At 69.5% G+C, this 24890-nt stretch carries 16 protein-coding genes and 1 pseudogene; 6 read left to right on the forward strand and 11 right to left on the reverse strand.

The genetic code is table 11. The features are described 5' to 3' along the window. Positions 1-31 precede the first annotated feature (31 nt). Genes ACJ8AT_RS36925 through ACJ8AT_RS36945 form a run of 5 tightly spaced genes read right to left on the reverse strand, consistent with a single transcriptional unit; the run spans position 32 to position 7892 of the window. Entirely contained in the window at positions 32-2281 is a 2250-nt protein-coding gene (locus tag ACJ8AT_RS36925) for a VCBS repeat-containing protein (protein WP_407742674.1), read from the reverse strand. Between the two features lie 24 nt (positions 2282-2305). Then, positions 2306-3847, reverse strand: a complete 1542-nt coding sequence (locus ACJ8AT_RS36930; RefSeq protein ID WP_407742675.1) for a hypothetical protein — start codon at positions 3845-3847, stop codon at positions 2306-2308. Between the two features lie 10 nt (positions 3848-3857). Further along, complete coding sequence (locus ACJ8AT_RS36935; RefSeq protein ID WP_407742676.1) at positions 3858-5240, reverse strand: DUF1501 domain-containing protein; 1383 nt, start codon at positions 5238-5240, stop codon at positions 3858-3860. Between the two features lie 22 nt (positions 5241-5262). Beyond that, entirely contained in the window at positions 5263-5922 is a 660-nt protein-coding gene (locus ACJ8AT_RS36940) for a hypothetical protein (protein ID WP_407742677.1), read from the reverse strand. Further along, positions 5922-7892, reverse strand: coding sequence for a DUF1585 domain-containing protein (locus ACJ8AT_RS36945; protein ID WP_407742688.1), 1971 nt, complete (start codon positions 7890-7892; stop codon positions 5922-5924). Before ACJ8AT_RS36945 ends, ACJ8AT_RS36940 begins: the two co-directional genes overlap by 1 nt. A 210-nt stretch (positions 7893-8102) precedes the next feature. Here ACJ8AT_RS36945 and ACJ8AT_RS36950 point away from each other — a divergent pair, with 210 nt between their 5' ends. Next, complete coding sequence (locus tag ACJ8AT_RS36950; protein WP_407742678.1) at positions 8103-8666, forward strand: DUF420 domain-containing protein; 564 nt, start codon at positions 8103-8105, stop codon at positions 8664-8666. 27 nt (positions 8667-8693) lie between these two features. Here the strand turns inward: ACJ8AT_RS36950 and ACJ8AT_RS36955 are convergent. Continuing rightward, positions 8694-9263 (reverse strand): annotated as a pseudogene (locus ACJ8AT_RS36955) (biliverdin-producing heme oxygenase); the annotation flags it as partial. 451 nt (positions 9264-9714) lie between these two features. On the opposite strand from ACJ8AT_RS36955, the gene ACJ8AT_RS36960 reads away from it, so the two are divergent. From ACJ8AT_RS36960 to ACJ8AT_RS36975, 4 genes are all read left to right on the forward strand, one after another. Further along, the gene (locus tag ACJ8AT_RS36960; RefSeq protein ID WP_407742679.1) at positions 9715-10968 is read left to right on the forward strand and encodes an AHH domain-containing protein; all 1254 of its coding nucleotides are present in this window, start codon (positions 9715-9717) and stop codon (positions 10966-10968) included. Positions 10969-10983: 15 nt separating this feature from the next. Beyond that, positions 10984-11547, forward strand: coding sequence for an imm11 family protein (locus tag ACJ8AT_RS36965; protein ID WP_407742680.1), 564 nt, complete (start codon positions 10984-10986; stop codon positions 11545-11547). 506 nt (positions 11548-12053) lie between these two features. After that, the gene (locus tag ACJ8AT_RS36970) at positions 12054-12365 is read left to right on the forward strand and encodes a hypothetical protein (protein WP_407742681.1); all 312 of its coding nucleotides are present in this window, start codon (positions 12054-12056) and stop codon (positions 12363-12365) included. An 86-nt stretch (positions 12366-12451) separates the two neighbouring features. Beyond that, positions 12452-14158: an ATP-binding protein gene (locus ACJ8AT_RS36975; RefSeq protein ID WP_407742682.1), complete on the forward strand. Its 1707-nt coding sequence runs from the start codon at positions 12452-12454 to the stop codon at positions 14156-14158. Between the two features lie 9 nt (positions 14159-14167). Here ACJ8AT_RS36975 and ACJ8AT_RS36980 read toward each other — a convergent pair whose 3' ends face one another. The 4 genes from ACJ8AT_RS36980 to ACJ8AT_RS36995 all read right to left on the reverse strand — a co-directional run bounded on the left by ACJ8AT_RS36980 (position 14168) and on the right by ACJ8AT_RS36995 (position 22621). Then, a complete protein-coding gene (locus tag ACJ8AT_RS36980) occupies positions 14168-15688 on the reverse strand; it encodes a response regulator (RefSeq protein WP_407742683.1) in 1521 nt (506 codons plus the stop codon). Between the two features lie 50 nt (positions 15689-15738). Then, entirely contained in the window at positions 15739-17334 is a 1596-nt protein-coding gene (locus ACJ8AT_RS36985) for a sensor histidine kinase (protein ID WP_407742689.1), read from the reverse strand. A 214-nt stretch (positions 17335-17548) separates the two neighbouring features. After that, the gene (locus ACJ8AT_RS36990; protein ID WP_407742684.1) at positions 17549-21883 is read right to left on the reverse strand and encodes a DEAD/DEAH box helicase; all 4335 of its coding nucleotides are present in this window, start codon (positions 21881-21883) and stop codon (positions 17549-17551) included. A 150-nt stretch (positions 21884-22033) separates the two neighbouring features. Continuing rightward, positions 22034-22621 carry a DUF2378 family protein gene (locus ACJ8AT_RS36995; RefSeq protein WP_407742685.1) on the reverse strand — a complete coding sequence of 196 codons (588 nt, stop codon included), beginning with the start codon at positions 22619-22621 and terminating at the stop codon, positions 22034-22036. Between the two features lie 261 nt (positions 22622-22882). Here ACJ8AT_RS36995 and ACJ8AT_RS37000 point away from each other — a divergent pair, with 261 nt between their 5' ends. Further along, positions 22883-23833: a PLP-dependent cysteine synthase family protein gene (locus tag ACJ8AT_RS37000; protein ID WP_407742686.1), complete on the forward strand. Its 951-nt coding sequence runs from the start codon at positions 22883-22885 to the stop codon at positions 23831-23833. Between the two features lie 90 nt (positions 23834-23923). On the opposite strand, the gene ACJ8AT_RS37005 is transcribed toward ACJ8AT_RS37000, so the two are convergent. Then, a partial coding sequence (locus tag ACJ8AT_RS37005) for a Rieske 2Fe-2S domain-containing protein (RefSeq protein ID WP_407742687.1) occupies positions 23924-24890 on the reverse strand: 967 nt, incomplete at its 5' end.

Below are 24890 nucleotides of genomic sequence, written 5' to 3' on the forward strand. Positions count from 1 at the left end.
ACACTCTAACCCTACACAACCAACTTCACAACTACGCCTGCGACGCACCCGTCCGCGAGAAGGACTCCAGCCGGCCGGTGAAGGCTCCCGACTCCGAGGACGAGCGCGCGGAGAACACCACCAGCCCCGTCCCGCCCGCCGCGCTCCAGGGCGCCAGCCCCACGCCAAACACGTCCGACTTGCTCTGCCCCTGGATCACCGCCATGGGCTTGTTGATGACGCTGCCCGCGCTGAGCGTGGCCAACGGATACGCCAGCACCCGGCCGGACAGCCGCAGCGTGGTGTTCCCCGCCGCGGGCGCCGAGGCATAGGGCGCGCCGAGCACCAGCTCGGCTCCGGGCTGCCCATCCACGTCCGCCACCGCGAAGCTCCGCCCCGCGACGATGCCGGCTGCCTCGCCGTAGATTTGAGCGAAGGCCGCGCTGCGCGGCACCTGGACCGGCGTGCCCGAGGGATCGCCCGCGGGCTTGTAGCTGCTCAGGTTAAAGAGCAGCGCGCCGCCCGCATCCGTCGCCGCCGCATTGCCCCCGCTGGCGCGCAGGTCCGGCGAGTCCGTGCGGTCCGCTACCGTCATGAGCATCGCGGGGCGGCCTCCCTCGCTCGGAGCCACGCCCAGGCGCCAGGTGCCCTCGCTGGTGTCCGTCGAGCTCATGGGCAGCACGTACACGTCCGGCGTGGCGCGGAAGCGCGGAGCATCCGCCCGCCCGAAGTGCACCGACACGGCCACCAGCACCGTGGCCTGCGTGGTGCCGTCCGCCAGGTAGCGCGACACCTTGCTCAGCGTGGCCAGGTCCATGAGGCCGTCCCCGTTGAAGTCCGCCAGGGCGATGGCTCGGCCGAAGTCCGTGTTGCTGCGGGACATGGGCGTGCCCGTGCTCGACAAGTCCGAGCCACCGACACGAATGGCCGGCAGGTTCGGCACCGGCTGCCCCCGCGTGAGCAGGAAGACATCCACCGTGCCGCGCTTGCTGATCGCCGTGGAGGGCGCCAGGTCTCCCGTCGGCGAGCCAACGAGCAGATCCAGATCTCCATCCCCATCCACATCCGCCAGCGCCAGGCCGGTGCCGAAGGCGCCACCCCGGGTGGTGCTCGTGAGCGGCGGGCGCAGGAGCTCCGGCCCGTTGGCCCCCCAGTGATAGATGTACACCGCGCCCGAGTCCGCGCCCGTGGTGTCCGCGCCAGGCGAGCCCACCACCAGCTCCGCGTGCCCGTCACCGTCCACATCTCCCGCCACCATCATGTCGCCGAAGGCCGCCGTGTCCGTCTCGCCGGTCAGCACCCACGTCGGCTGCTGGGGCAGGCCGGAGGCGCTTCCCTTGAAGATGAACACCGCGCCGCCGAGCGGGCGCTTGAGATCGCTCTCGCGCTGGCCCACCGCCACGTCCTGCACGCCATCCCCGTCGAAGTCCGCGGTGACGAGGGTGGCCAGGTCCGTGAGGCGCCCGTGGGGCTGCATGGGGCGGGTCAGCTCGTCCAGCACGCGAATGGAGACGTTCGCCTTGTCCAGGGTGAAGGGATCCGCCGCCTCCAGCACCGCCACGCCCTTGGCGCTCGGGTCGGTCTTGAAGACTCCCCCCTCGACGGTCCCTGGGCCGGACACCTTCGTCCACTTCACCCGATCGCTGCCGCCCGTGGTGGCCAGCGGAATGGACGAGCCCGCCGGCAGCGCCATCACCGTTGGATCTCCCTGAAGGCGCGCATTGGGGCTCACATCGAACTGGAGCACCGCCTCGTCACCCGACTGGAGATCCCTCACCCGCACCAGATCCGTGCCAGCGTTCGGCCCCGCCGTGTAGAGGCCCGTGGGGGAGAGGGTGCTGCCCGTGGGCCCGCTCGGCAGCAGGAACTCGGCCTGGCCGAGCAACCCCGTGGTCTGCACCTGGAAGCTGATGCTCGGGCGCACCATGGCGTGCGCGGGCGCGACATCGAAGGCGGCCAGCACCTCCACCGAGGCCCGCGCGGAGCCCGAGCACTGCACATCCTCCACCATCAGCGTGTCGTTGCCGGGCGTGGCCCCCGCGATGAAGCGATCCCCGCGCACCTCTCCGCTGGAGCCGCCCGGCTGCACGGTGAAGCGGTAGTGCCCGCTGCCGCCCGTGGCGATGAGGTTCACCGCGCCCGCCACGCGCAGGCGCACGGGATCGGCCTTCAGGGCCAGCGGCGGCAACCCCTCGCACGGATCCACCACGGGGGGCTCCGGCGGTGGGGGCACCGGCTCATCCCCGCACGCCAGGGCCAGGAACGCGAGCACACACACCGCGCGAAAGAGCAGTCGAGCCATGACGAGGTCTCCGAGGAATCTGACTTACGGCTTGGCGCCGGAGGCAACCCAGCGCTGGATGAGGGAGATGAGTTGAGGATCCAGGGGACCGTCCGCGGGCATGCGCTGATCCCGCACGGCCGCGGAGATGAGCTCCGCGTTCTGCTTCCACAAATCATAGGTGGTGAGCACACGGCCGGGCCCGGTGGTGTGGCACTTGGCACAGCGCGACTCGAAGATGGGGAGCATGTCCTTCTCGTAGCCCACGGTCACCGGGCCGACGGGCTCGAAGTCGAAGTGAATGACTCGCTTGGACTCGCTCCCATCCAGGAAGCGGGCCACCACCTCCAGCGACTGCATGCCGGGATCCAGCACGGCGAAGGAGAAGGGCCGATCCGTCCCATCCTTCTCCACGCCGCCCAGGCTGTAGTCCGGTCCCTGCAAGGGGAGCTCCGCGGTGCCCAGGCGGAGCACCATCGTGGGCACCTCGCCCGCGGCGGGCGGCACGGCCTTGAGCACCAGGCTGTCCTCCACCACGCGAGCGCCCTGGTTCAGCCCCAGCACCCGCGGCACCGGCGCCCGGCTGAGCGCCACCGAGTCTCCGCCGAGCTGCGCCCAGGCGCACCCGCTCTCGTCCGCCGCCAGGAAGCGGAACTCGCGCGTGTCCACCCCCGAGGCCACGCCCCAGGTGCCCGCATCCGCGTCATACACGAGCAGCTGATCGCTGGACTTCACCCAGAGGAAGCGCCCCGCCCCCAGCAGCTGCACCGGCCGCTGGGCGAACTCCACCCGCCGCCACGAGCCATCCTTGTGGCGCAGCAGCTTCTTCGAGGTGAGCACCCACAGCTCCGCGCCCTGGTCCTTCGAGGGCGTGAGCGCCGCCATGGAGACCAGCGTCTCCTTGTCCTCCAGCGGGAGCTCCGTCGGGCGGACCTCGTAGAGGTTGGGGGCCGTGGCCACCACCACGTACGCCTTGCCGTCCCGCAGCATCCACACGCCCGGGGCTCCATCCTCGGCGGGCGCGGCGGCGAGCTGAGTGATGCCCTCGAGCGCCACGCCCTCCACCTTGAGCGAGGAGAGCTGGCCATCGCTCAGCCGGTACAGGCCGGAGGTATGCGCCAGCCACGCCGCCCCGTCGGCTCCCTGCGCCGTGGCCACCGTGCCCCGCCCCAGCACCGCGCTCCAGGGAGGGGCAATCAGCCAGCCCGCCTCCGCCAGGAACAGGCCCGTGTCCGTCTCCACCAGCGCGGTGCGAGCGCCCAGGCGAAAGGCCGCATGCGCGGGGCCCGGCTGCACGGTGTTGCCCGGGTGGCTCTCGAGCTGGGCGCGCGAGCCATCCAGCCGCAGCCGCACGGGCTCTCCCGCGGCGGAGATGAAGACCCCGCCTCCCGTCTGGTCCGCGAAGCCGGTGCCCGAGGCCAGCTCCACCTGCGAGAGCACCTGGGAGGGCTGGAACGGCGCGGGCTGGGGACGCTCCAGCGGCACGGCGGGGGAGGAGGAACCGCCGCACGCGGCGGCGAGGACGAGGAGAAGGGCGGAGAGACTCACTCCCCCCTTCTCCCGGACGGCGAGGATTGGGATCTTCATTGCTTCTGCTTCAAGCCAGGATGGGCTGCAGGGGCGCGACGCGGGTGATGCTGTAGTCCAGCTTCGCCGAGGCCAGCACCGTGGCGATGATGTGCTCGGGGCGGATGTTCTCGCCCGTGGGCGTGGCCTGGCCGGTGCGCAGATCAAACGTGCCCGGCGCCATGCCGATGTCTCCGCTCTTACCGAACACGAAGTTGTGCTGGATGCCCGCGCCCATCAGCATGCAGCTGCTGCACAGGTGGTGGTCTCTCCCGCCGCTGGCGTTGATGAGCGGGGTGCGCGCGAACTCGGAGAACACCAGGATGGTGGTGTGGTCCATGAAGTTGCCACCCGCCGGGTGCGGGCTGCCGCGCAGATCACTCACCAGCGTGGCCAACGCGTCGAAGCCGCGGCGCTGGTTGGTCGCGTGGGTGAGCTGGGTGCCGAAGTGCGTATCCATGCCGCCCGTCAGGTTGATGGAGACGCACTGGCTGATGCCCTTCTTGAGCGCGGTGGCGATCATCGCCGCGCGGCCCGCCTCGTTGTCGTAGGGGCCCGTGGCGGCCAGCCCATACAGCTGGCGCACGGCCGCGTTCTCCGCCAGCTCGAAGCGGAACGAGTTGTCGAGCCGGTTCGAGAGCACGTTCGTCATCTGGTCGCGGCTCGTCTCGTACTCCGTCTCCACCCCGCGCGTGCCGTAGGCCGCCGCCTCGCACGAGACGGGCTGCCCGCGGAAGTCCACCAGCTGCTTCTCCAGCTCGCTGTCCAGCGTGCGCGTGCTCGGCGACAACGTCAGCAGCAGGTCCGTGGAGCGCGTCACCCGCAGCGCGTTGGCGCTGCCCGGGTACCGGTCGTTGTACGTCTCGATGTTGTAGGCGATGGACGGGATGGGGACCTTCGGCGCCATCTGGCCGACGATCTCGGTCGCCGTGGACGAGCCACGCGCCGCGCTGCCCGCCGGCTGCTTGCCGGTGAGGAAGTAGCGGTAGCCCACGTCGTGGCCCACCGTGTTCATGTTGATGCCGCGCACCACCGTCATCAGATCGAAGTGGTCGGCCAGCTTGCCCACCGCGGGCCCGAAGTCGATGTTCGAGCGCACCCCGTTCTTCTCGGGCACCACCGGCATCGCCGAGAAGCGCGAGTCGTTGATGAGGTTGTAGCCCGGGAGGATGAGCGTCTCGGTGATGCGGTCCGGCGTGAAGACGTTCGGGTCCTTCGGATCAAACGCCAGGAGCTGATCCCAGCCGCCCGAGAAGTAGACGAAGACGAAGCAGCGATCCGGCGCGGCCAGGCTCGCCTGCTGGGCAAAGGCACGGAAGGGCACGCCTCCAAGCAGGGAGGCGCCCATGAAGCCGGCGGCCGCCTTGAGGAAGGTGCGGCGCTCGGGGTTGGGAAGGTTCGGGTTCTTCTTCATGGCAGGGTTCCCCGAGGAAGCGTCAGTAGGTGAAGAAGCGCGAGTCCGTCATCATCGCGATGCACACGGCCGCGAAGGCCTGGTCCCGCTTCTTGATGGTCTCGGCGCGGGTGGCGGCCTGGGTGAAGAAGTTCTTCCACTTGAGCTGCTCGTCACCGGCCAGCGGCGCGCCCCAGAACCGAGTGGACAGGTAGACCACCAGGTCCGTCTTCTGCGCGTCGGTGAGCTTGGTCAAATCACCGATGGCGCCCGCGGGCAGCGTCCGGGAGAGCACCCGGGTGTTTGGATCCGTGAGGGTCAGCTCCGCGGCGGCCTGGGCCATACACACCTCGCGCGCCCCGTCCTCGAGGAACTTGGCGAACACGAGGTTGGGCTCGGTGTTCTCGCTGTTGATGTTGGCGAAGTCCGCCCGGCCCAGCGAGGGCGCCAGGGTGTCCAGCGAGGCCCACGGCCGGCCCACGGTGGTCCGGATGGACTGATCCAGCTGGCTGACGGTGATGCGGCGCGGGGCCCGGCCCACGGAGCCCTTCTGCAGCTCCGGGTCCGGCAGCGGGGTGACGGCGTCGTGGGGGTTGGCCACGGGCTCCAGCGTCCCGCTCAGGGGAGCCGTCGGAGTCTTGTCCGCGGACTTGGAGCAGGCGGGGGCCAGCGCGAGCAGCGCGAGCGCGACGAGGCGGCGCATCAGTCGATCCTCCGGTAGGCGTCACTCAGCAGCATCTCGAGGATGAGCGACTTGAGGCTGTGGTTGTGGCTCGCGAAGTCATGGGAGAGCCCGTTGAGGTACAGCTCCTGCTCCTGCGCCGTCATGGGCCGGCCGAGGAACTCGTTCCAGATGCGCTTCACGGTGCAGCGCTCCAGGTCGCCCGTCTGCAGCATGCGCTGCACGAGCAGCTCGGGGCCGCCCTCGATGTTCGCCTCCTCGTCCGCGGTGCGGTACAGGTACGTCTTGAGCATGCCCAGCGAGTTGGCGCCGTCGCCGTCATAGGCGGTCATCACGTACTGGCTGCACTCGCCGCCGCACGAGGTGTCGCCGTTGAGGGCGCAGTCGCGGCACTTCGGATCGAAGCGCGGGTAGCGCGAGGGGCTCATGAACAGGGCGTTGCGCTCGTCGAAGCGGCCCCAGTGCGCGCCGGTGGGCTCGATGGTGGCGTGGCAGTACTTGCAGCCACAGCGCTTGGCCAGGTTGTTCTCGCGGTTGCAGTCATCCTCCGGCGGGGGCATCGGGTCCGGCGAGGGGACGAAGGACTTGCACAGGAACGACTCGTAGAACTCGTTCACGCGCGAGCGCTCGGTGGGGAAGCGGTAGAGGAACTCGGGCGTGGTGAGCACTCCGGAGTGCTGAGGATCCCTCGTGTACTCGACCCAGGTGTCCACCTGATCATACGGGATGTTGGGGATCACATCCGGGTTGGACGGAGGGGTGATGGTGAAGACGCCCACGCCCTGCTGGTTGCGGTAGAGCTGGGACAGCGTGCCGTTCACGAAGGAGCGGCGCGTGGTGAGGATGTTGAAGTAGGGCTCGTCGCGGCGCACCACCGAGTCGGCGATCCGCTCCGGCTCCTGGTTGACGGCGTTGATGCGCGCGGTGAGCACGTTGGGCACCTCGCAGCGGCGCAGCCCCACGCCACAGCCGCACGTCCGGTCCCTGGAGAAGCGGGCCGTGTCACAGGACTCCATCGTGTAGGGGTTGGTGTCCCGCTCCTGCGCCTCGATGGCGCACACAGCGAACTGCGGCAGGCCCGAGTCGAAGAAGGGCGCGGGCTTCATCACATAGCCCTCGCGCTGGAGGCAGCCCTGCTGGGGCTTGTACGAGCCCTTCACCCCATTGGTGAGCTGGAGATCCAGCGTGCACCGGTCCAGCCGCGTCAGCTTGGTGCCCGCCGGGGGGCTGGGGTACGAGAAGGCGACAATCTTCCCGTTGGCGTCCAGCTCCTCCTGCGTGAGCACGTTGGTGGTGCTCTTGGCGGGATCCGGCAGGCACAGGTGCGGGTGGAGCTTGTTGTCGCCCAGCCGCCGCATGTCACAGAAGTAGAGCTGCTTGGCCTGGATGGCGCTCTTGGTGACGGCCGCATTGCAGTCGGTGATGGTGGCGTCCGTCGAGTCCAGCCGGGTGCAGGCGAAGAAGTTGGTGTCGTAGTCGAAGCTCACCGGCAGCGGCACGCCCTGAGCGTCCCTGCACGTCTTGACGGCCGGCTCGGCGTGCGGGTCCTCCGACTGGCTGTTGCAGGAGTCCTGCGGGATGAAGGCATTGCAGGCCGCGCCGTTGGTGCCGCGCAGCTGGACGCTGGGGTTGTTGCGGAACCCGAACGGATCATTCTTCTGCTTGTTGCTGTCCCGAGGGTCCGGGCCCACCACGCCCACGCCGCTCAGGCGGGTGTCGAACTGGTCATTGACGCTGGCGGAGATGTTCGTGCGCAGCAGCGCGCGGTGGTAGCCGCGCATGCGCGAGTAGAACTCCTCCGAGTTCATCATCTGCCGGATGTCGTCCTCGGAGATGGAGCCCTTGGCCTGATAGGCGCGGTACTCCTCGATGGTGGGCGGGCGGCCGAGCAGATCCAGCGAGAGCTGCCGCAGGTGGCGCTCCAGGGGGACCTGCTCCACGGGGCCGCAGACGGCCTCCTGGGCCCGGGAGGGAGCCGCCAGGAGCACCATCGCCAAGGCGGCAAGAGCAGACAGACAGCTACGTACGCGAGGCACTGGGACCTCCGTCGGGGGGTACTGGGTACTGGAAGACTCGGTAGCGAGTTATGCCCGGATTTCCGATCTTTTCCAACCAGTACTTCACACTCCGTGTAGGTACCCACATGGCCTACCTTTCGGGGATCAGTTGCAAGTGCGCGAGGTTCCAGACATTCAGGGGGCATGTCGAATGTGGCCCAAGCTCCTGCGTCCCGCGTCACGGATCGAACCTTCTACGTCTTCACGGGGGTGGTATCGGCGGCGGCGCTGGCGCTGCTGGGGTGGCTGCTGCTGATCCGGCACGGCGGAGCGGTGGGGGTGGACCTGCGGTTCATGCCGGCGGTGAACGCGAGCCTGAACGCGCTCTCGGCGAGCCTGCTGGTGGCGGGGTGGGTGGCGATCAAGCGCGGCGCGCGGCGGGTGCACCAGTACCTGATGGTGTCGACGTTCGCGTCCTCGTCGCTGTTCCTGGCGGGGTATCTGGCGTACCACTACGTGCACGGGGACACGAAGTACGCGGGCGACGGGCTGATGCGCACGGTGTACCTGGCGGTGCTGGCCAGCCACGTGCTGCTGTCGGTGCCGGTGCTGCCGCTGGCGATGGTGGCCTTCTACTTCGCGTGGAGGCAGGACTTCCGGCGGCACCGCAAGGTGACGAAGTGGCTGGCGCCGGTCTGGCTCTACGTGTCGGTGACGGGAGTGCTGGTGTTCTTCCTGCTGCGCGGCAGCCTCCCGGCCTCACCCTGAGTTCAAGCGCCCTGGGGCGCGAGAGGCTCAGGGGTAGGCGGTGAACTCAGCGGCTTCCTGGCGCAGCCAGCGCTCGAAGGCGTCGAACGTGTCCTGGGCGCCTTGGATGACGCGGGTGTCGAAGTGCTCGGAGGCGGCCTCGGCGGAGGCGTGGGTGACGGCCTGCCCGAAGGCGCGCCACATGGGGCCCACGTCCTCGCCGTAGGCGCGGAAGAAGGCGAAGTCCCCCGCGGGGACACCGTCGAAGTGGCGCTGGAGGTGGCGGAGGATGAGCTGCCCCCCGAGCGTGGCGCCCTCCATCACATAGAAGCAGCCGAGCGCCTCGGGAGCCCCCGTGAGCTGCGGCAGCGAGGTAGTGCGAGGCAATTGCGCGAGGGAGGCGGCGTCATGCCCGAGGGAGCACAGGTCCTTCGCGAGCAGCGGCAGCTTCCAGCGCTCAGCGGCGCGCAATTCGGGGAGCAGGTCCGTGAGGAGCAGGTCGAGCGAGGCCTCGAGCGGACCATAGAAGCCGTAGAGGGCTTCGAGGTGGTGCCGGTAGTGCTCGAGGGTAAGGCCCGGATCCATGAGGCGCACGGTGCGCTCGGCCCGCTCATGGTGGGGGCGTGTCTCAGCCCCCGAGCGGAGTGTCCACCACCTACCGAGTGGGCTTCGGGCGAAGCCAGCGGGTCCGGCCCTATCTCAAGAGATCCGCCGTCCCTCTGTCGCGCCCTGGTGAGCCTCGTGCTGCCCAACGGAGTGGCTCCCCCTGCCCAGAGCGCATGGCACCAACTGGTCTGACAACCAGACCGGTTCTCGGAGGCAGCGAGCAACAGGACTCCCTCGTAGACTCGGACTGCGGCCTTCCCCTCTCTGCGCACAGCATCCACACGAAGTGCGGGAGAGCCATTTCTCAAGCCACTGGAACGCTGGCGTCCACTCCCACCGATCCGGGTCCCGCGCCGCGCCCCACCGGAAAGGTCCGGTTTCATCTCGACCGCTGTGGACACGGCCATCAGGATCGAGCTTGGACCCCCTAACCTGCTCCCCTGCTCACACAAACGGGTGCCCCATGCTCTGGCGGATTCTCTGGAAGGTCGAAGCGCTGTTCCTTGCCGTGTTGGTGGGGTGCTCTACCGCCCAGCCAATTGTTCGGGTGGACTCGGGAGCAGAGGGAGAAACGCTGATCTACATCCCCCGCGCTGCGACGGCGGAGCCGGTGGAGGTGACACCGGAGCAAGTCACCGAGGCGATCCGGAGACTGGCGCGCGAGGTGCGCCTGACGGGTTCACCCCGGCAGACCGTGGAACGGCTGTTTCAACTGGACGCGCTCTATGGGGATTACCTCTACCTGCTGCGAGAGCGAAAGCTCGTCCCTCTGGAGTCGGGCGTGCCCCTGGAAGGAGCGTTGACGGAGGGGGAACAGAAGCTCGTCAGCCGTTACAAGGCATGGTGTCGCAGTGCCCAGGGTGTGGAGGGCGATTGCCTGGGGGCGCTCGTGGGGGGCAAGTACCTGGACATGCAAGGCCGGTACATGCTGGCCATGGCCTTGAGCAAGAGCCCCGTTCTGGAGGAGTTCCAGAAGGCGCTCGGCGACATGGTGAGCCTGCGGGCCGTCCTGCAAGCAGCGGTCGGCACTGTCGTGACGCTGCTCGTCTTGCTCGCGTTGCCTGAGCCCGTCACCAAGTTTGTGGCCGCGTGGGCGACTGCGGCGCTCGTGCTGTGGATCGGCGCCTTCACGCTCTACAACCTCGTGAAAGGCTGGTTCGAGCTGATGGAGGCGGTGAAGGTTGCCACCACCTTCGAGGAGATCCGGGAAGCGGGCGAGAAGTTCGGCCGGCTGTTCTCAGCTCAAGTGTCACTCCACGCGGCGGAGCAGGAAGGAGTCCTGTTGTCAGAGGTGGGCGCGGTGGATTCGGTGGCTGTGACGGCCGAGGGCTTCAGCGTGGCTCTGGCACCGGGCGCTGTGGCAATGGCGGCGCGCGGCGCGCGTGCTGGCCGCACCGAGAAGCACCACATGGCGACCCTCGCGAACAAGAAATCCGCCCTGCGAGGAGGCCCATGGACCCCCCTGTTCGAGGAGCTTTTCGCCAGGGCGGGAATGAGGCTGAAGGACCGTCAAAACATCGTGCCGATCCAGGGGCACAAGGGGCCTCATCCGCAGCGATACCATCAGATCGTCTACAGGCGCTTGGAGGAGGCGCTGGGAGACTGTAGCAGCATCGCGGAATGCCGGGCGCGGTTGGTGCCCGCGCTGGATGAACTCGCCAAGCTGATCTCGACGCCCGGAACGGAGTTGAACCGACTCGTCACCCTGGGGAAATGAAGCTAGAACTTCCCTATGGCCCAGCGTTACTTCGACCTGGCTGACGACCTCTATGTCCCCCTCCGCTGGTACTTGGCTACGCCCATCGACAGCCAGGGCCGCAAAGTGCGCGACTGGGACTTCAAGAGAGGAACGCCCGTGCATGTGGAAGGCCGGTTGAAGATCCCCCTCAAGATTGCAGGCAGGCCGCTGGACTTTTCCTGGGCGCTACTGAGTGTGCCCGTTGTCCACGTCAAGGTTGCTTCCATGCTGGCGGAGCGCGCCCCCGGCGACGTGCAGCTCATCCCCGCAGATATCGAGGGCCAATCGGATCAGTACCTCGTGCTCGTGGCAACGCGCCTCATCCGCTGCATCGACGAACAGGCGTCTGACGTGAGTTTCTGGACGCCAGAGCATGGAGTGCCCGACAAGGTCGGGCAATACATGGGCGTGGACCGCCTGCGCATCGACAAGCGGAAGGTGGGGAACGCCAAGGTCTTCCGTCCTGAGGGGTGGTCGAGCACCCTGATCGTCTCAGAGGAGATCAAGAACGCCTTCGAGGACATGGGCGTTACAGGCGCGCGATTTGAGGAGGTCTAGCGGCCCACCGGAAGTTGCGGGCCGCGCGTGAGATTGGCCCGGTTCCGTGGACATTGGGGTGATGCTGTCAACCTACCCGGTAGAGTCGGAGGGCGTTGGCCGAGGCGGGCGAGGCGCTGGTGGCCCACGAGCTGGTTCCCGGACTGCACTCTCCCAGCCCCCGCCACTCACCTGATCAGCTCTCCACACGATAGGGGGGTGGCGCTCCTCACCGGTGAGGAGCGGTGAGGGGGGGGTGGCGCTCCTCACCGGTGAGGAGCGGTGAGGGGGGCGCTCCTCACGTAAAAACCGTCCCACTGCTGGGACGTAGGCTCCAGAGCGCAACCAGCGCACACCCCGGAAAATCAAAGGGTTGTACCACTCCCGCCACTCCTCCCCTGCCCTCCCCCTCCGCGTAATCCCGCGGCATTCCAAGACATTTTTGGGAAACCGTCCCGCCGCCGGGACAGTTGTCTCACGCCTGGCACAGTTTTGGAGGGGGCCAGCCGGGCCCCGCTCCCATCGACGTGCCGGACGCCAAGTCCTTCTCCGCGTGCAGCGTGGACGAGCTGCGCCGGGCCCTCCAGGCCAAGCGCAAGCCCACCTCCAGCAAGCCGCTGCCGCCCGAGGCCGTGACGCTGGCGGATCAACTCAGCAAGGCGGTGACCAGCCGCTTCCAGAAGGGCGATCCGGTGAAGGTGCAGCTGCGCAACCACCAGGGCAGGGCGGTGCTCGACTTCCGGGGCATCCCGCTGGAGAAGCTGGCCAGGCTGGTGGAGGCACTGACGGTGGATGAGCCCCTCACGCTCATGGCGCGGCAGGAGGCACCCACGGCGTAAGCCTTGAGGCCTGAACGGCGGCACCGCGCTCCCGAGGCTGAGGAGCGCGGTGCTACTATTTCAGCGGCCTGCTAAGCCCCCTCGCCATGTCGATTCGCACCAAGGTCCTGCTGTTCGCGGGGGTGGCGCTCGGTCTCGTCGCCGCCTCGGGGACCGTGCTCCACCAGAGCGCCTCGCGCGCCGAGGAGCTCCGCGCCCAGCTCGTGGCCCTGGACAAGCAATTGGCCCTCTACTCCGAGCTGCAACACCAGGCGTGGCTCTACCTCGGGCGCCTGCTCCAGGCCGGCCACCTGGGAAATGACACGCGCGGGCTGCTGCGTGAGCACGAGCAGCTCCTCCACGAGAACCTCGAGAAGCTCCAGGACGGCCTGCGCGCCGAGCAGCAGTGGAAGGACGTTTCGGCAGGCCCCCACGAACACCAGCTCATCACCACCGTCATCGGCGCCCAGCGCCAGTGGGCCCAGGGTGTCGAGGTGGTGCTTCGTCCCACGGCGGCCAGCTCCACCCCCGCCACCAACGGCTGGTGGGAGCTGTTCTCCACCTATGATCAGGAGGTCAGCCCCCAGCTCGAGAAGGCCAGGGCCGCCGAGTTCGAGAAGCAGCGGCAGCTCCAGGCGCTGCTGGACGAGACACTCCAACGCGCCCAGCAGATCGGCCGTCTGGCTCCCTTCGTGGCCGCCCTGCCCCTGGGGATGCTGGCGGTAGCGCTCCTGGTGCCCTGGCTCCACGAGCTCCGGGAGCTGCGCGCGAGCGCCGAGCGCCTCGGCCGGGGGGACTTCTCGGCGCTCCTCCCCTCCCGGCGAGAGGATGAGCTGGGCTCGCTCGCCCAGGCCGTCAACCGGCTGGCGGAGGAGCTGCGCACCACCCTCCGCGAGAAGGAGCGCCTGCGCGATGGGGAGGTGGAGGCCGCCGAGCGCGAGCGCCGCCAGGAGGCGGAGACAGCCACGCGGGATTTCCTCCGGTACAACGCCGCCCTGGAGCAGATGGTGCGCGCTCGCACCGTGGAACTCGAGGAGGCGAACACCCAGCTGGCCTCCAGCCTGCGGCAGCTCCAGGGCATGCAGGCCCAGCTCATGTTCACCGACCGGCTGGCCTCCATGGGCCGGCTGGCCGCGGGCGTGGGCCACGAGATCAACAACCCCCTGGCCTTCGTCATCAGCAACCTCCACTACGTGCACAAGGAGCTGCAGCGCACCCAGGGCGCTCCCACCGAGGAGGACCGGAAGGAGCTGCTCACCGCCGTCTCGGAGGCCCGCGAGGGCGCCGAGCGCGTGCGCCTCATCGTCCAGGATCTCAAGACGCTGTCGCGCCCGGACGATGCCAGCACCGGCCTGGCGGACCTCAAGGTGGTGGTGAGCGCCGCGGTGAAGATCGCCGCGCACGAGATCCGCCGCCGCGCCCGGCTGGTGGAGGAGCTGGGCGAAGTGCCGCCCGTGCTGGGCAACGCCTCGCGCCTGGGGCAGGTGTTCCTCAACCTGCTCATCAACGCGGCGCAGGCCATCCCCGAGGGGCACGTCGAGGAGAACGAGATCCGCATCACCGCGCGCCTGGAGACGCCGGCGCACGTCGTCGTGGAGCTGCGCGACACGGGGTGTGGCATCGCCCCGGAGCACCTGGAGCGCATCTTCGATCCGTTCTTCACCACCAAGCCCGTGGGCGAGGGCACGGGCCTGGGGCTCTCGCTCGTGCACAGCATCCTCACCGCGCTGGGAGGCTCCATCACCGTGCAGAGCCAGGTCGGCCAGGGCACCACCTTCCGCGTGAGCCTGCCCGCCGCCAAGGTCCTGGGCTGAGCCCCTGCCCTACACGGCCGGCAGGCGCTCCAGCAGGCTCACCAGGTGCGGGGTGTGGATGGGCTTCTCGATGAACGGGGGGCGCACCGTGTCCAGAAAGCTCCGGACCTCCTCCGTGAACGCCCCGCCCGTCATGAAGGTGACGCGCCGGGCCTGCTCCGGATCGAGCTGCACCAGCCGCTCGTGGAACTGGGGACCGCTCATCTCCGGCATCATCAAGTCGCAGAGGATGGCGTCGAAGCGCTGGCCGGTGGACAGCAGCGCCACCGCCTCTCGCGCCCGGTCAATCGTGGTCACCTCGTACCACTCGCTCAGCGAGCGCTTGAGGGCCTGACCCACCGCCGCCTCGTCGTCGATGACGAGCACCCGCTGGCCCTGCCGGAGCTGCCGTAACTCGGCCCTCTGCTCCTCGGCGGCCCGGCCCGCGGCTGCCTTCAGGCGGACCCAGAACACGGTGCCTCGCCCGGGCCGCGCCTCCACCCCGATGCTTCCTCCCATCTCGGTCACCAGGCGGCGGCAGATGGACAGGCCCAGCCCTGTGCCCACTCCCTGGGGCTTGGTGGTGAAGAACGGCTCGAAGATGCGCTCTCGCAGCTCGGGCGGAATGCCTGGCCCGGTGTCGTGGACCTCCACACGCACCCCGCCGTCCCCCAGCGGCCGCGTCACCACGCTGATCTCATGCTCGCTGCTGCGGCCCGCGGGCAGGGCCTGGGCCGCGTTGATGACCAGGTTGAGGATGATCTGCCCGAGCCGGGCCTCGCTGGCATGCACCAGCGGCACTTCGCCGTAGTCCTTCGTGAGCCGGGCGGAGTGGAAGACGTGGTTCCACGCCAGGCGCAGCGACGAGTCAATCACCCGGTGCAGATCCGTGGGCCCGAAGGCCTGGGTCTCCGGCCGGGAGAAGATCTTGATGTCGCGGACGATCTCCCGGATGCGCTGGGCGCAATCCATCGCGCTCTCCAACGCCTGGCTGCCCTCCGGGGATACTCCGTGAGCCTGCGCGTCGCGGAGCCCGAAGTCCAGGTCCAGCAGCAGCGAGGCCAACGGGTTGTTGATCTCATGGGCCACGCTGGCGGCGAGCGTGCCCAGCGAGGCCATCCGGTCCGCGATCAGCAGCTGCTCCTGCATCTGCCGGCGCTCCCGGCGGACCTGTGCCTCGCGCAGCTCCCGGGCCACGGCCGGCACCAGCCGCACGAGCCGATCCTTGAGCAGGAAGTCATGAACCCCCGCCTTCATCGCCGCCACCGCGGTGTCCTCGCCAATCGTCCCCGACACGATGATGAAGGGCACGTCCAGCCCGCGCCGGTGCACCCGGGAGAAGGCCGCCAGCCCGTCGAAGCGTGGCAGCGAGTAGTCGGCGATGATGACGTCCCACGAGCCCACGTCCAGCTCGCGCTCGAAGGCCTCCGGCGTCTCCACCCGCTGATGGACGACGCTGTAGCCGCCGCGGCGCAGCTCGCGCAGCAACAGCGCGGCGTCATCCTCGACGTCCTCGACAATTAGCACGCGAAGTGAAGTCTCAGCGCTCATGACATGCCCCCCGCCCTGCGTGGCGCCGACTCGTTGAGATCGTTCATGGCTCACCTCCCGCTGGCCTGTGCCGTGGTCCTCGGCGGCCGCGGGAGCTCGTTCAAGGTGAAGAAGAAGCGGGCGCCCTCGCCGGGCTGGCCCTCGCCCCAGATACGGCCGCCGTGGCGGCGGATGATGCGCTGCACGGTGGCCAGCCCCACGCCGTTGCCCTCGAACTCCGCCTGCGCGTGCAGCCGCTGGAACACGCCGAAGAGCTTGTCCCCGTAGGCCATGTCGAAGCCCGCCCCGTTGTCCCGCACCACGTAGGTGCGCACGCCCCGCTCGTCCTGCGTCGCGCTGAGCTCGATCTCGGCCACCGGGCGCTCGCGGGTGAACTTCCAGGCGTTGCTCAAGAGGTTCTCCAGCACGGAGCGCAGCAGATGCGGATCCCCCTCCTCCACCAGCCCAGGCTGAACGTTCAGCTTCACGGCGCGCTCGGGCTGCAGCCCTTGGAGCTGCTCCACGATGGAGCTCGCCATCGCGGACAAGTCACACGGGCGGCACACCAGCTGCGTGCTGTTGACGCGAGAGAGCGCCAGGATTCCGTCGATCAGCTCGGACATGCGCTTGGAGCCGCCGATGATGCGCCGCAGGTAGTCCTCCCCCACCGCGTCGAGCTGCCCCGCGCAGTCCTCGAGCAGCGCGTCGCTGAAGCTGGCGATGCTGCGCAGCGGGGAGCGCAGATCATGCGCCACGGTGTAGGCGAAGGCCTCCAGCTCGTGGTTGGAGTACTCGAGCTGCGCCGTGCGCTCGGCGATGCGCTGCTCCAGCTCCGCGTTGAGCCGGCGCACCTGCTCCTCGGCCTCGCGGCGCTGGGTGATGTCCGTGATCATCGCCAGCGCCCCGAGGTAGCGCCCCTGCTCGTCGATCATCGGCGTCGTGGAGATGGTGGTCCACAGCACCGTGCCGTCCCTGCGCAGGAACTTGCGGTCGTGCACCTCCACCGCGGGAGCATTCGGCCCTGGCTCGAGCAAGGAGCGCGCGTGCCGCTGACCCTCCTCGGGCAAGAAGGTGAAGAGGTGTTTGCCCAGCATCTCCTCGACGGAGTAGCCGAGCAGCTGCGCCAGGTACCGGTTGACGTAGGTGGTGTGCCACGTGGGATCGACGGTCCAGATTCCCTCCTGGGCGGTGTCCACCAGCAGCCGGAAGGAGGCCTCGGTGCGGCGCTTCTCCGCTTCGCTCTTGTACTGCGCGTCGATGTCCCGGGTGAGCGACATGGCCCCGAGGAGCTTCCCCTGCTCGTCCCTCACGGGCAGGCAGGTGCAGCGGATGTGGAGCCCCTGGGGGAAGTTCGCGTTGCGCACGAACATGTCCACGTCCCGGGCTTCCTCGCCCCGGATCGCCTTCGACAGAGGCATCTCCTCCCCGGGGAAGAGGGTGTGCTCGTCCGGGCGGAAGATGCCGTGGCGGCTGGCCCACTCCGAGGGGGGTGCGCTCATGCTCTCGCCGACGGCGAACACCTTGCGATCAAAGGCGCTCACGTAGACGAACTGCCCGGTGGCCTCCAGGATGGATACCCCCTCGGACATGTTGTCGAGGATGGCGCGCAGCAGCGGCTGGTGGCGGGCCTGGAAGAGCTCTTCGCTCAGCGGGATAGCGGGAGTCATCAAGGCGGGCACAGCATTCATGGATCTCGGTCCAGGGCGCAAACGTGAGGCAGGCCTGGCCGGCAGCCGCGGGGTCATGACGCACCCTACAGCCCTCACCCCCGCTGACAGGCAGCACTCCTTGGGCTTTGACGCTCGCGGGGCCATCGGATCCGTGGAGCGTGAAATATTCTCTCCGACCTCCGCCCACATCGTCGGGGGAGCAGACTGAGTATCAACTCGCTGCCGCTTCGCCTTCAGGCGCCTCCGGCCCCTCGTCCCCGTCGTCCGAGAGCGTGTCCACGCCCTGGGGAGCTCCGTCCACCCAGGTGACGACGTTGCCCACCGTGGCGGGCACACGCGGCCCCGGAGTCACCACCCCCGTGAGGTTGAGCGGATCCACCGCCGACAGCTGCACCCTCAGGCCCGAGGGCGCCTGGCGCCGCACCGCTCGCGCCATGTCCACCGCCTCGGGCAGCGCGAACTGCTCGCCCACGAAGCCCGAGACGAAGCGCCCGCCGCGCACCTCCCCGCGCGCCTCCATGCGCCGGTACACGAACAGCAGCTCACGCCAGGTGGGAGCCAGCGCCTCGCGCATCGCCAGATCTCTCCAGACGATGCCGTAGCGCTGGAGGAACAGGCGCGCGAGCTGATCCAGCACCTCGTCGCTCTGCTTCGGCTCGGAGGGCACCAGCAGGCTCCAGCGCCCCGGGCCGCCACGCTGCAGCAGCTTCTGGCGCCGCCGCTGGGCCGGGCTCTGCAGCACGCGCAGGTTCTGCACCGCGTCCGCCGTGACGAGCCCTCGGGCCACCAGCTCCCACAGCGCGTCCTCCACCTCCGCCGGCAGCCGGCGGGCGCGAGACACCAGATCGTTGAAGAAGCACGCCCCGCGCTGCTCCAGCACGGACACCACATCCCGCGCCGCGGCGGACAGGTCCGGCGGCAGCCACACGCCTCCATCCGAGAACAGCGCGTTCGGCCGAGCGGCGGCCAGCATCCAGTCCAGGTTCTCCCGGCGCGTGAAGGTGAGGCTCGCGTTGCGCGTGGGCTGCGGCGCGCGGGCCCGCGGGGGCTCGGGCACCGGCGGTGTCACCGGTGCGCCTCGGCGAGGCCCCGGTGGAGGCTTCGCGTCCTTCACCGTCAGCCGGCCCCAGGCCACCTCTCCGCCGTAGCAGGCGCGCTCCAGCAGCTCGCCCGTGTAGCCCTTCATGCGCGAGGGCAGCAGGAAGCGCTCCCAGGCGGAGGCGGGTGCCTCGTAGCCCTGGAGCAGCGAGACAGCCTTGAGCAGGCCCGTGGAGCCTCGCAGCGCGTCCACCTCCTCCAGGTGGTGCCACCGGAAGAGGAAGCGCATGAAGTCCTGCGCGCTCAGCGGTTCAATCTCCTTGCGCAGCCTGCCCACCGTGAGCCGATGGATGCGCTGGAGCAGGCGCCGGTCACACCACTCGAGCGGCAGAGGCGCATCCGGCGCGCGAGGAGCCCCCTCGGGGCGGAACTGGCCTCGGAGGATGCCGCCGGTGCTCTCCAGGTTGTGCAGGGCGAGGTTCACCTCGGACTCGTCCAGCAGCGTCAGCCGCGCCAGCTCGCCGGCCGTGGTGGGCCCCAGCATCTCCATGTACCCGCGCACCACCTGGAGCACCGCCGCCTCGCGCTCCATGGGCTTGTCGCCCTCCAGCACCGGCAGCGGCGGCTGCGGCACCACGTCCGGGAAGAGCGCTCGCACCGCGCTGCCCCGCTCGGCCGGCACCAGGAAGCGTCCACCCGGCAGCTCCAGCCACGCCACCCGTCCCTGCTGGAAGAGCGGCACCTCCAGGCCTCGCGGCACGTCCGACGAGCGCAGCAGCACCAACTGCAACAGCGCGTCGTGCAGCTCGTCCGCGTCCCGCATCGGCGGCGCCGCGTCCTCCACCACCTGGGCGATGGCCGCCGAGTCCAACGCTCCGAAGGCCGCCGCGTCCTCGGCAGGCATCGCCCGCCGCAGCGCCACGTTGCGCACCCGCCGCTCCTCCGCTGGCGCATCATCCAGGAAGGTGTACGGCATGCTGTGGATCATCTGGTGCGCGAACACGCTGGGCTCCGGCACGTCCCGGGCCTCCAGGCGGATGCGCCCGTCCTTGATGCGGCGCAGCACCTCGCGCAGGCCGTCCACGTCCATGGCCTCGCGCAGGCAGTCGTCCATGGTCTGCTTCACCAGCGGATGGTCCGGCAGCTCGATGTCCCCTCCGCCGTGGTTGTCCTGGCAGCCCACCTGCGCGGGGAAGACGGCCGCGAGCAAGTCCTCGCTCCGGGCGCGCTGGAGGTTGGGGGCCACGCGCTTGCCCCCGGAGAAGCGGTTGAGCGCCAGCGAGCGCGTCGCGTTCCACCGGAAGCGCGTGCCGAACAGCGGCGCCTGGAGCACCGCCTGCACCAGCACCTCCTCGGCGTTGTCCGGATGGAGGAACTCGAAGATGTCCCCCAGCGGGAACGAGTGCTGCTCGCCCAGGGACAGGAGGATGCCGTCCTCGGTGGCCGCCGCCTGGAGCTCGAAGTCGAACGAGCGGCAGAAGCGCTTGCGCAGCGCCATGCCCCACGCGCGGTTGATGCGGCTGCCGAAGGGCGCGTGGATGATGAGCTGCATGCCGCCCGCCTCGTCGAAGAAGCGCTCGGCCACCACCGTGGTGTGGCTGGGCACCACGCCCAGCATCTTCTGCCCCAGCCGCAGGTAGCCCAGCAGCGCATCCGCCGCCGGAGCGGGCACCCGGAGCTGCTTCTCCAGGAAGGCCGCCGGGTTGTCGTGGCGCAGCAGCTCCTCGCGCAGCCGGCCCACCTGCAGGGACAGCTCGTCCGTGCGGCCCGGAGCCTCGCCGCGCCAGAAGGGCACCGTGGGCGGCGCTCCCTTCGCGTCCTCCACCTGCACCGTGCTGCCCACCACGCGTTGAATCCGCCACGCCGTGGAGCCCAGCAGGAAGATGTCTCCCGGCGAGGACTCCACCGCGAAGTCCTCGTCCAGCTGCCCCACCACCTTGCCCTCGGGCTCGGCGGTAACGGCGAAGCTGAAGGTGTCCGGAATGGCGCCGCCGTTGGTGAGCGCCGTAATCCTCACCCCGCGCCGCCCCTTCAGCCGGTGGTTCACCCGGTCTCTGTGCAGGTGCACGCCGCTGCGGCCCCGGCGCAGGGAGATGCCCTCCGAGAGCGTCTCCAGCACCGCCTGGTACTCCTCCCACGTGAGCTCGCGGTACGGGTAGGCGCGCTGGAAGACGGCGAACAGCTCCCGCTCGTCCCACTCCTCGCAGGCGCAGGCGGCGACGATCTGCTGCGCCAGCACGTCCATGGGCTTCTCGGGGATGCGCACCGCGTCCAGCTCGCCCTCGCGCACGGCGTTGAGCAGCGCGACGCACTCCACCAGCTCGTCCCGCGTCATCGCGAAGAGGAGGCCCTTGGAGATGCCTCCCTTGTAGTGGCCGGCGCGGCCCACCCGCTGCAGCAGCACGGAGATGGCCTTGGTGCTGCCCAGCTGCACCACCAGATCCACGTTGCCCACGTCGATGCCCAGCTCCAGCGACGCGGTGGCCACCATCGCCGCGAGCTGCCCGCTCTTGAGCCGCTCCTCCGCCGCCAGGCGAATCTCGCGCGACATGCTGCCGTGGTGCGCCGCCACCTTGTCCTTGCCCAGCCGCTCGCCCAGATCGTGCGCCACGCGCTCGGCCATCTTCCGCGTGTTGACGAAGATGAGCGTGGTGCGGTGCGAGGACGTGAGCTGCACCAGCCGGTCGTAGATCTGCCCCCACATCTCGTGCGAGGCGATGGAGCCCAGCTCCTCGTCCGGAATCTCCACCGTCATGTCCCACGGCCGCAGGTGCCCCACCTCCACGCGCTTGCACTCCACGTGGGAGGCGCCCGTGAGGAAGGAGGCAATCTTGTCCAACGGCTTCTGCGTGGCCGACAGGCCGATGAGCTGCGGGCGCACCTCCGTCAGCACCTTGAGCCGCTCCATGGAGAGCGTGAAGTGGCTGCCTCGCTTGTCGCGGGCCAGCGCGTGGATCTCGTCCACGATGACGGTGTGCACCGCGCGCAGCGTGGCCCGGGCCCGGTCCGCGGTGAGGTAGAGGTAGAGCGACTCCGGCGTGGTGATGAGGATGTGCGGAGGCCGCTTGATCATCTGCGCCCGCTCGGAGGCCGAGGTGTCCCCGGTGCGCACCTGCACGCGCAAGTCCTGGGGCATGTAGCCCTCGGCGCGGGCGCGGGCCAGCAGCTCCTCGAGCGGCTGCAGCAGGTTCTTCTGCACGTCGTTGCCCAGCGCCTTGAGCGGCGACACGTACAGCACCTGCGTACGGTCCGGCAGCGTGCCCTCGAGCGCCTGCCGGAAGAGCCCATCCAGCGCGGCCAGGAAGGCCGTCAGCGTCTTGCCGCTGCCGGTGGGCGCGGCGATGAGCACGTCATGCCCGCCCTGAATGAGCGGCCAGCCCTCCACCTGGGGGCGCGAGGGCTCGCCCAGCCGCTCCGCGAACCAGCGCCGCACCACGGGGTGGAACGGTGCGAGGGAAGGATGCGCCGCCTCGGCGGCGTGAAAATCGATCGAGATCTGCGGGGCCATGGCGCTCCCTCCAGCCTGAACACAGGTGCAGGGCGCCGTCAATGCAGCAGTCCGCCCGCCTGTCAGCTCCGCGAGGAGTCCTACCCCGGGCTCCAGCGCGACTCGCGCGGCGTCACACCTGGAGCGACAACTCCCACCTTGGCCTCAGGCTCAGCCCGCGGCGGCCGCCTCCACGGGGCGCCGGCCAGCGGGCTCCCAGCGGACCCGGAAGGTGGCCGCGGTGCCGTCGAAGGCGATGGGCTCCACGTGAATCCCGGTGGCGCCGGAGCCTCGCAGCGTCTCGGCGATGAAGCCGCAGGAGAAGAAGGGGTTGTCCGCGGACACGTCCTTCATCCACAGCGTGGCTTCCTGGAGCCCCAGCTCCTTCACCCGCACCTCATTGAAGTTGTTGCCGGCCCGAGCCCCATGAGAGACGCGCTCCAGCGTGCCTCGCGGGCCCAGGTGCGCTACGAGCGCCATGCTCGCGCGGCCCACGGCCGTCTGCCGGTAGCCCTGCACATAGCGCTCGCCCAGCCCAAAGTAGGCGACGTCCGGAGAGGCCTTGGGGAAGACATCGGGCGCGGCCACTCGGAGGAAGGAGCGCCACTGCTCCAGTGAGTAGGAGGGCCGCAGCGGCTCGGAGAGATCCAACCCCACCGCCTTCAGGCCGCGCCGGCCCTCGGACGTCAGGTGAGGTCCGAGAGACCGGACGAAGAGGGCCTCCACGGACTGGGCGAAGACGAGCTTCTCGTTCGGCATGCCCTGGAGCCTGACAGGGCTGTCCGCCAGGAAGCGAATGGCCCCCGCCCCCATTGGTTGGGTGGTGGAAGCTCGGACCTCTCGCGCGGCTCCGAGGTGCCATGAGAGGGCAACGGATTGTCCGCTGGCGGTCACCTGGGGCCGTAGCTTGGGGAGATTTGGGGTTCGAGGGATGAGCAAGCACCCCGGAACACCGTGGGTGCTGCCCCGTTTCCGGGCCGCACCCTTTCGCGGTATGTGAAGCCCAGCCCCGAGCCTCCCATGCCTCCTCGCGCCCCATGCCGCCCCCTGCCCGCTGATGGCCGCTTCCTCCAGTCCATCGCTCCCACGCCGCTGGTGTCCGTGCGCCTGCACGAGGAGGGGCCCACCATCTGGTGCAAGCTGGAGTTCCTCAACCCGAGCGGCTCCACCAAGGATCGCATCGCCCGCTACATGCTCGAGAAGGCCTGGCGGCTGGGCGAGCTGCACCCGGGCGGCGAGGTGGTGGAGGCCTCCAGCGGCTCGACGAGCATCGCGCTGGCGCTGGCCTCGGCGCAGATGGGGCTGAGGTTCACCGCCGTCATGCCCGAGGGCGTCACCGACGAGCGCGTACTCACCATCCGCGCGTACGGCGGAGACGTGGTGCTGGTTCCCCGAGGCGAGGGCATCCGCAGCGCCATCGCCAAGGCGGCGGAGCTGGCCCGCGAGCGCAAGGCCTTCGCGCCGCGCCAGTTCGAGAACCCCGACAACGCCGAGGCCCACCGGGTGTGGACAGGCCAGGAGATCCTCTCGCAGATACCGGGCGGGCTCGTGCACGGCGTGGTGAGCGGCGTGGGCACCGGCGGCACGGTGGTGGGCCTCTACCAGGCCTTCGCCGAGGCCGGCTGCCCGGTGACGCCCTTCGTGGCCAAGCCCATCGCGGGGCTGGGCAGCGACATGGAGTGCTGCAGCTTCAGCTCGCGCGTGCCGGGCGTGGTGGACGGGCTGTCCACGCTCTACCGGCAGGCGGATCTGCCGGGGCTGGTGGAGCTGAACGTCTCGGACGAGGTGGCCATGAGCACCGCTCGGGCGCTGATCCGGCGGGGCTTCCCCGTCGGCCCCTCGTCCGGCCTCAACTACGCCGCGGCGGTGGAGGCCTCCCGGCAGCTCGGGCCCAGCGCGCAGGTGGTCACCGTCTTCCCCGACCGCATGGAGCGCTACTTCTCCACCGAGCTCATCCAGCCCAAGCGCTGAGCGCCCATAAAACCGCCGGAGCGCACCGTGTTCGAGCCGTATGTCCGGGCGGCGGGGACTCGCCAGCCGGGCATCGGGTTGGGGTACCGCTCACACGAGCATCTTCAGCCGCGTCTCGTGCACCGGCTCCGAGGAGGCGGTGCCGGGCTTCTCGCGTTCGGCGGAGCGCAGCAGCCGCAGGATGGCGGGCCCCAGCACATCCAGCTCGGTGGACACATACATCTCCGTGCCGAACCGATGGATGGTGTCCGTCTGCTGCTTCAGGATGCGCGCGTCCTGCGAGAAGATGTGCAGCGCCACAGGCATGAGGAACGGCTTCACCAGCCAGTGGGGAATGGGCAGCCGGAACGTCACCACCGCGTAGACGAGCGTGTCCCAGTCCGACACCGGCGTCATCGCCGACGTCACCATCAGGTGGCTGTCATTGCCGATGCGGTACTCCACCTGGGCGATGGAGGGCAGCAGGAACCGGTCGAAGTGCTGCACCACCCCGCCGCCCGGCGCCAGCACCTTGCCCACGAGCCCCTTGGGCCGAGGCTCGCCGATGTACTCGGCCTCCACGCGATCCGAGCTCCGCCGCACCACCACCTCAATCTCGTTGCTCTTCTTCGCCGTGCGGAACAGGCCGCCGTGGAGGAACGCGGTGTGCGGCACATCCAGCGTGTTCTCCAGCGTGGCGTGCAGCGAGCCGGGCGCCCTCAGCGTGCGGCGCACCGTGCTGTAGCCGCGCTCGCCCAGCAGCGGGAAGCGGTAGGGCTCCGTCGCCGGCTCCACCCCCGGCGTTGAGTACACCCAGACGAAGCCATCCACCTCGCGCGCCGCGTACGAGGCGGCACAGCGGGCCCTGGCGCGCGTGTCTCCCGACAGGCCTGGAATGGCACGGCACTCGCCCGCCGAGTCGAACGTCCACCCGTGGTAGCCGCACTGGAGCTGGCCACCCGCCACCTTCCCCAGCGACAGCGGCACGTTGCGGTGGGGGCAGCGGTCCAGGAGCGCGGCGGGCTGGCCTCCCGCTCCTCGGAAGAGCACCAGCGGCGTGCCCTGCAGCGTGCGCGCG

It is taken from the genome of Hyalangium sp. (assembly GCF_045802625.1).
Lineage (GTDB): Bacteria > Myxococcota > Myxococcia > Myxococcales > Myxococcaceae > Hyalangium.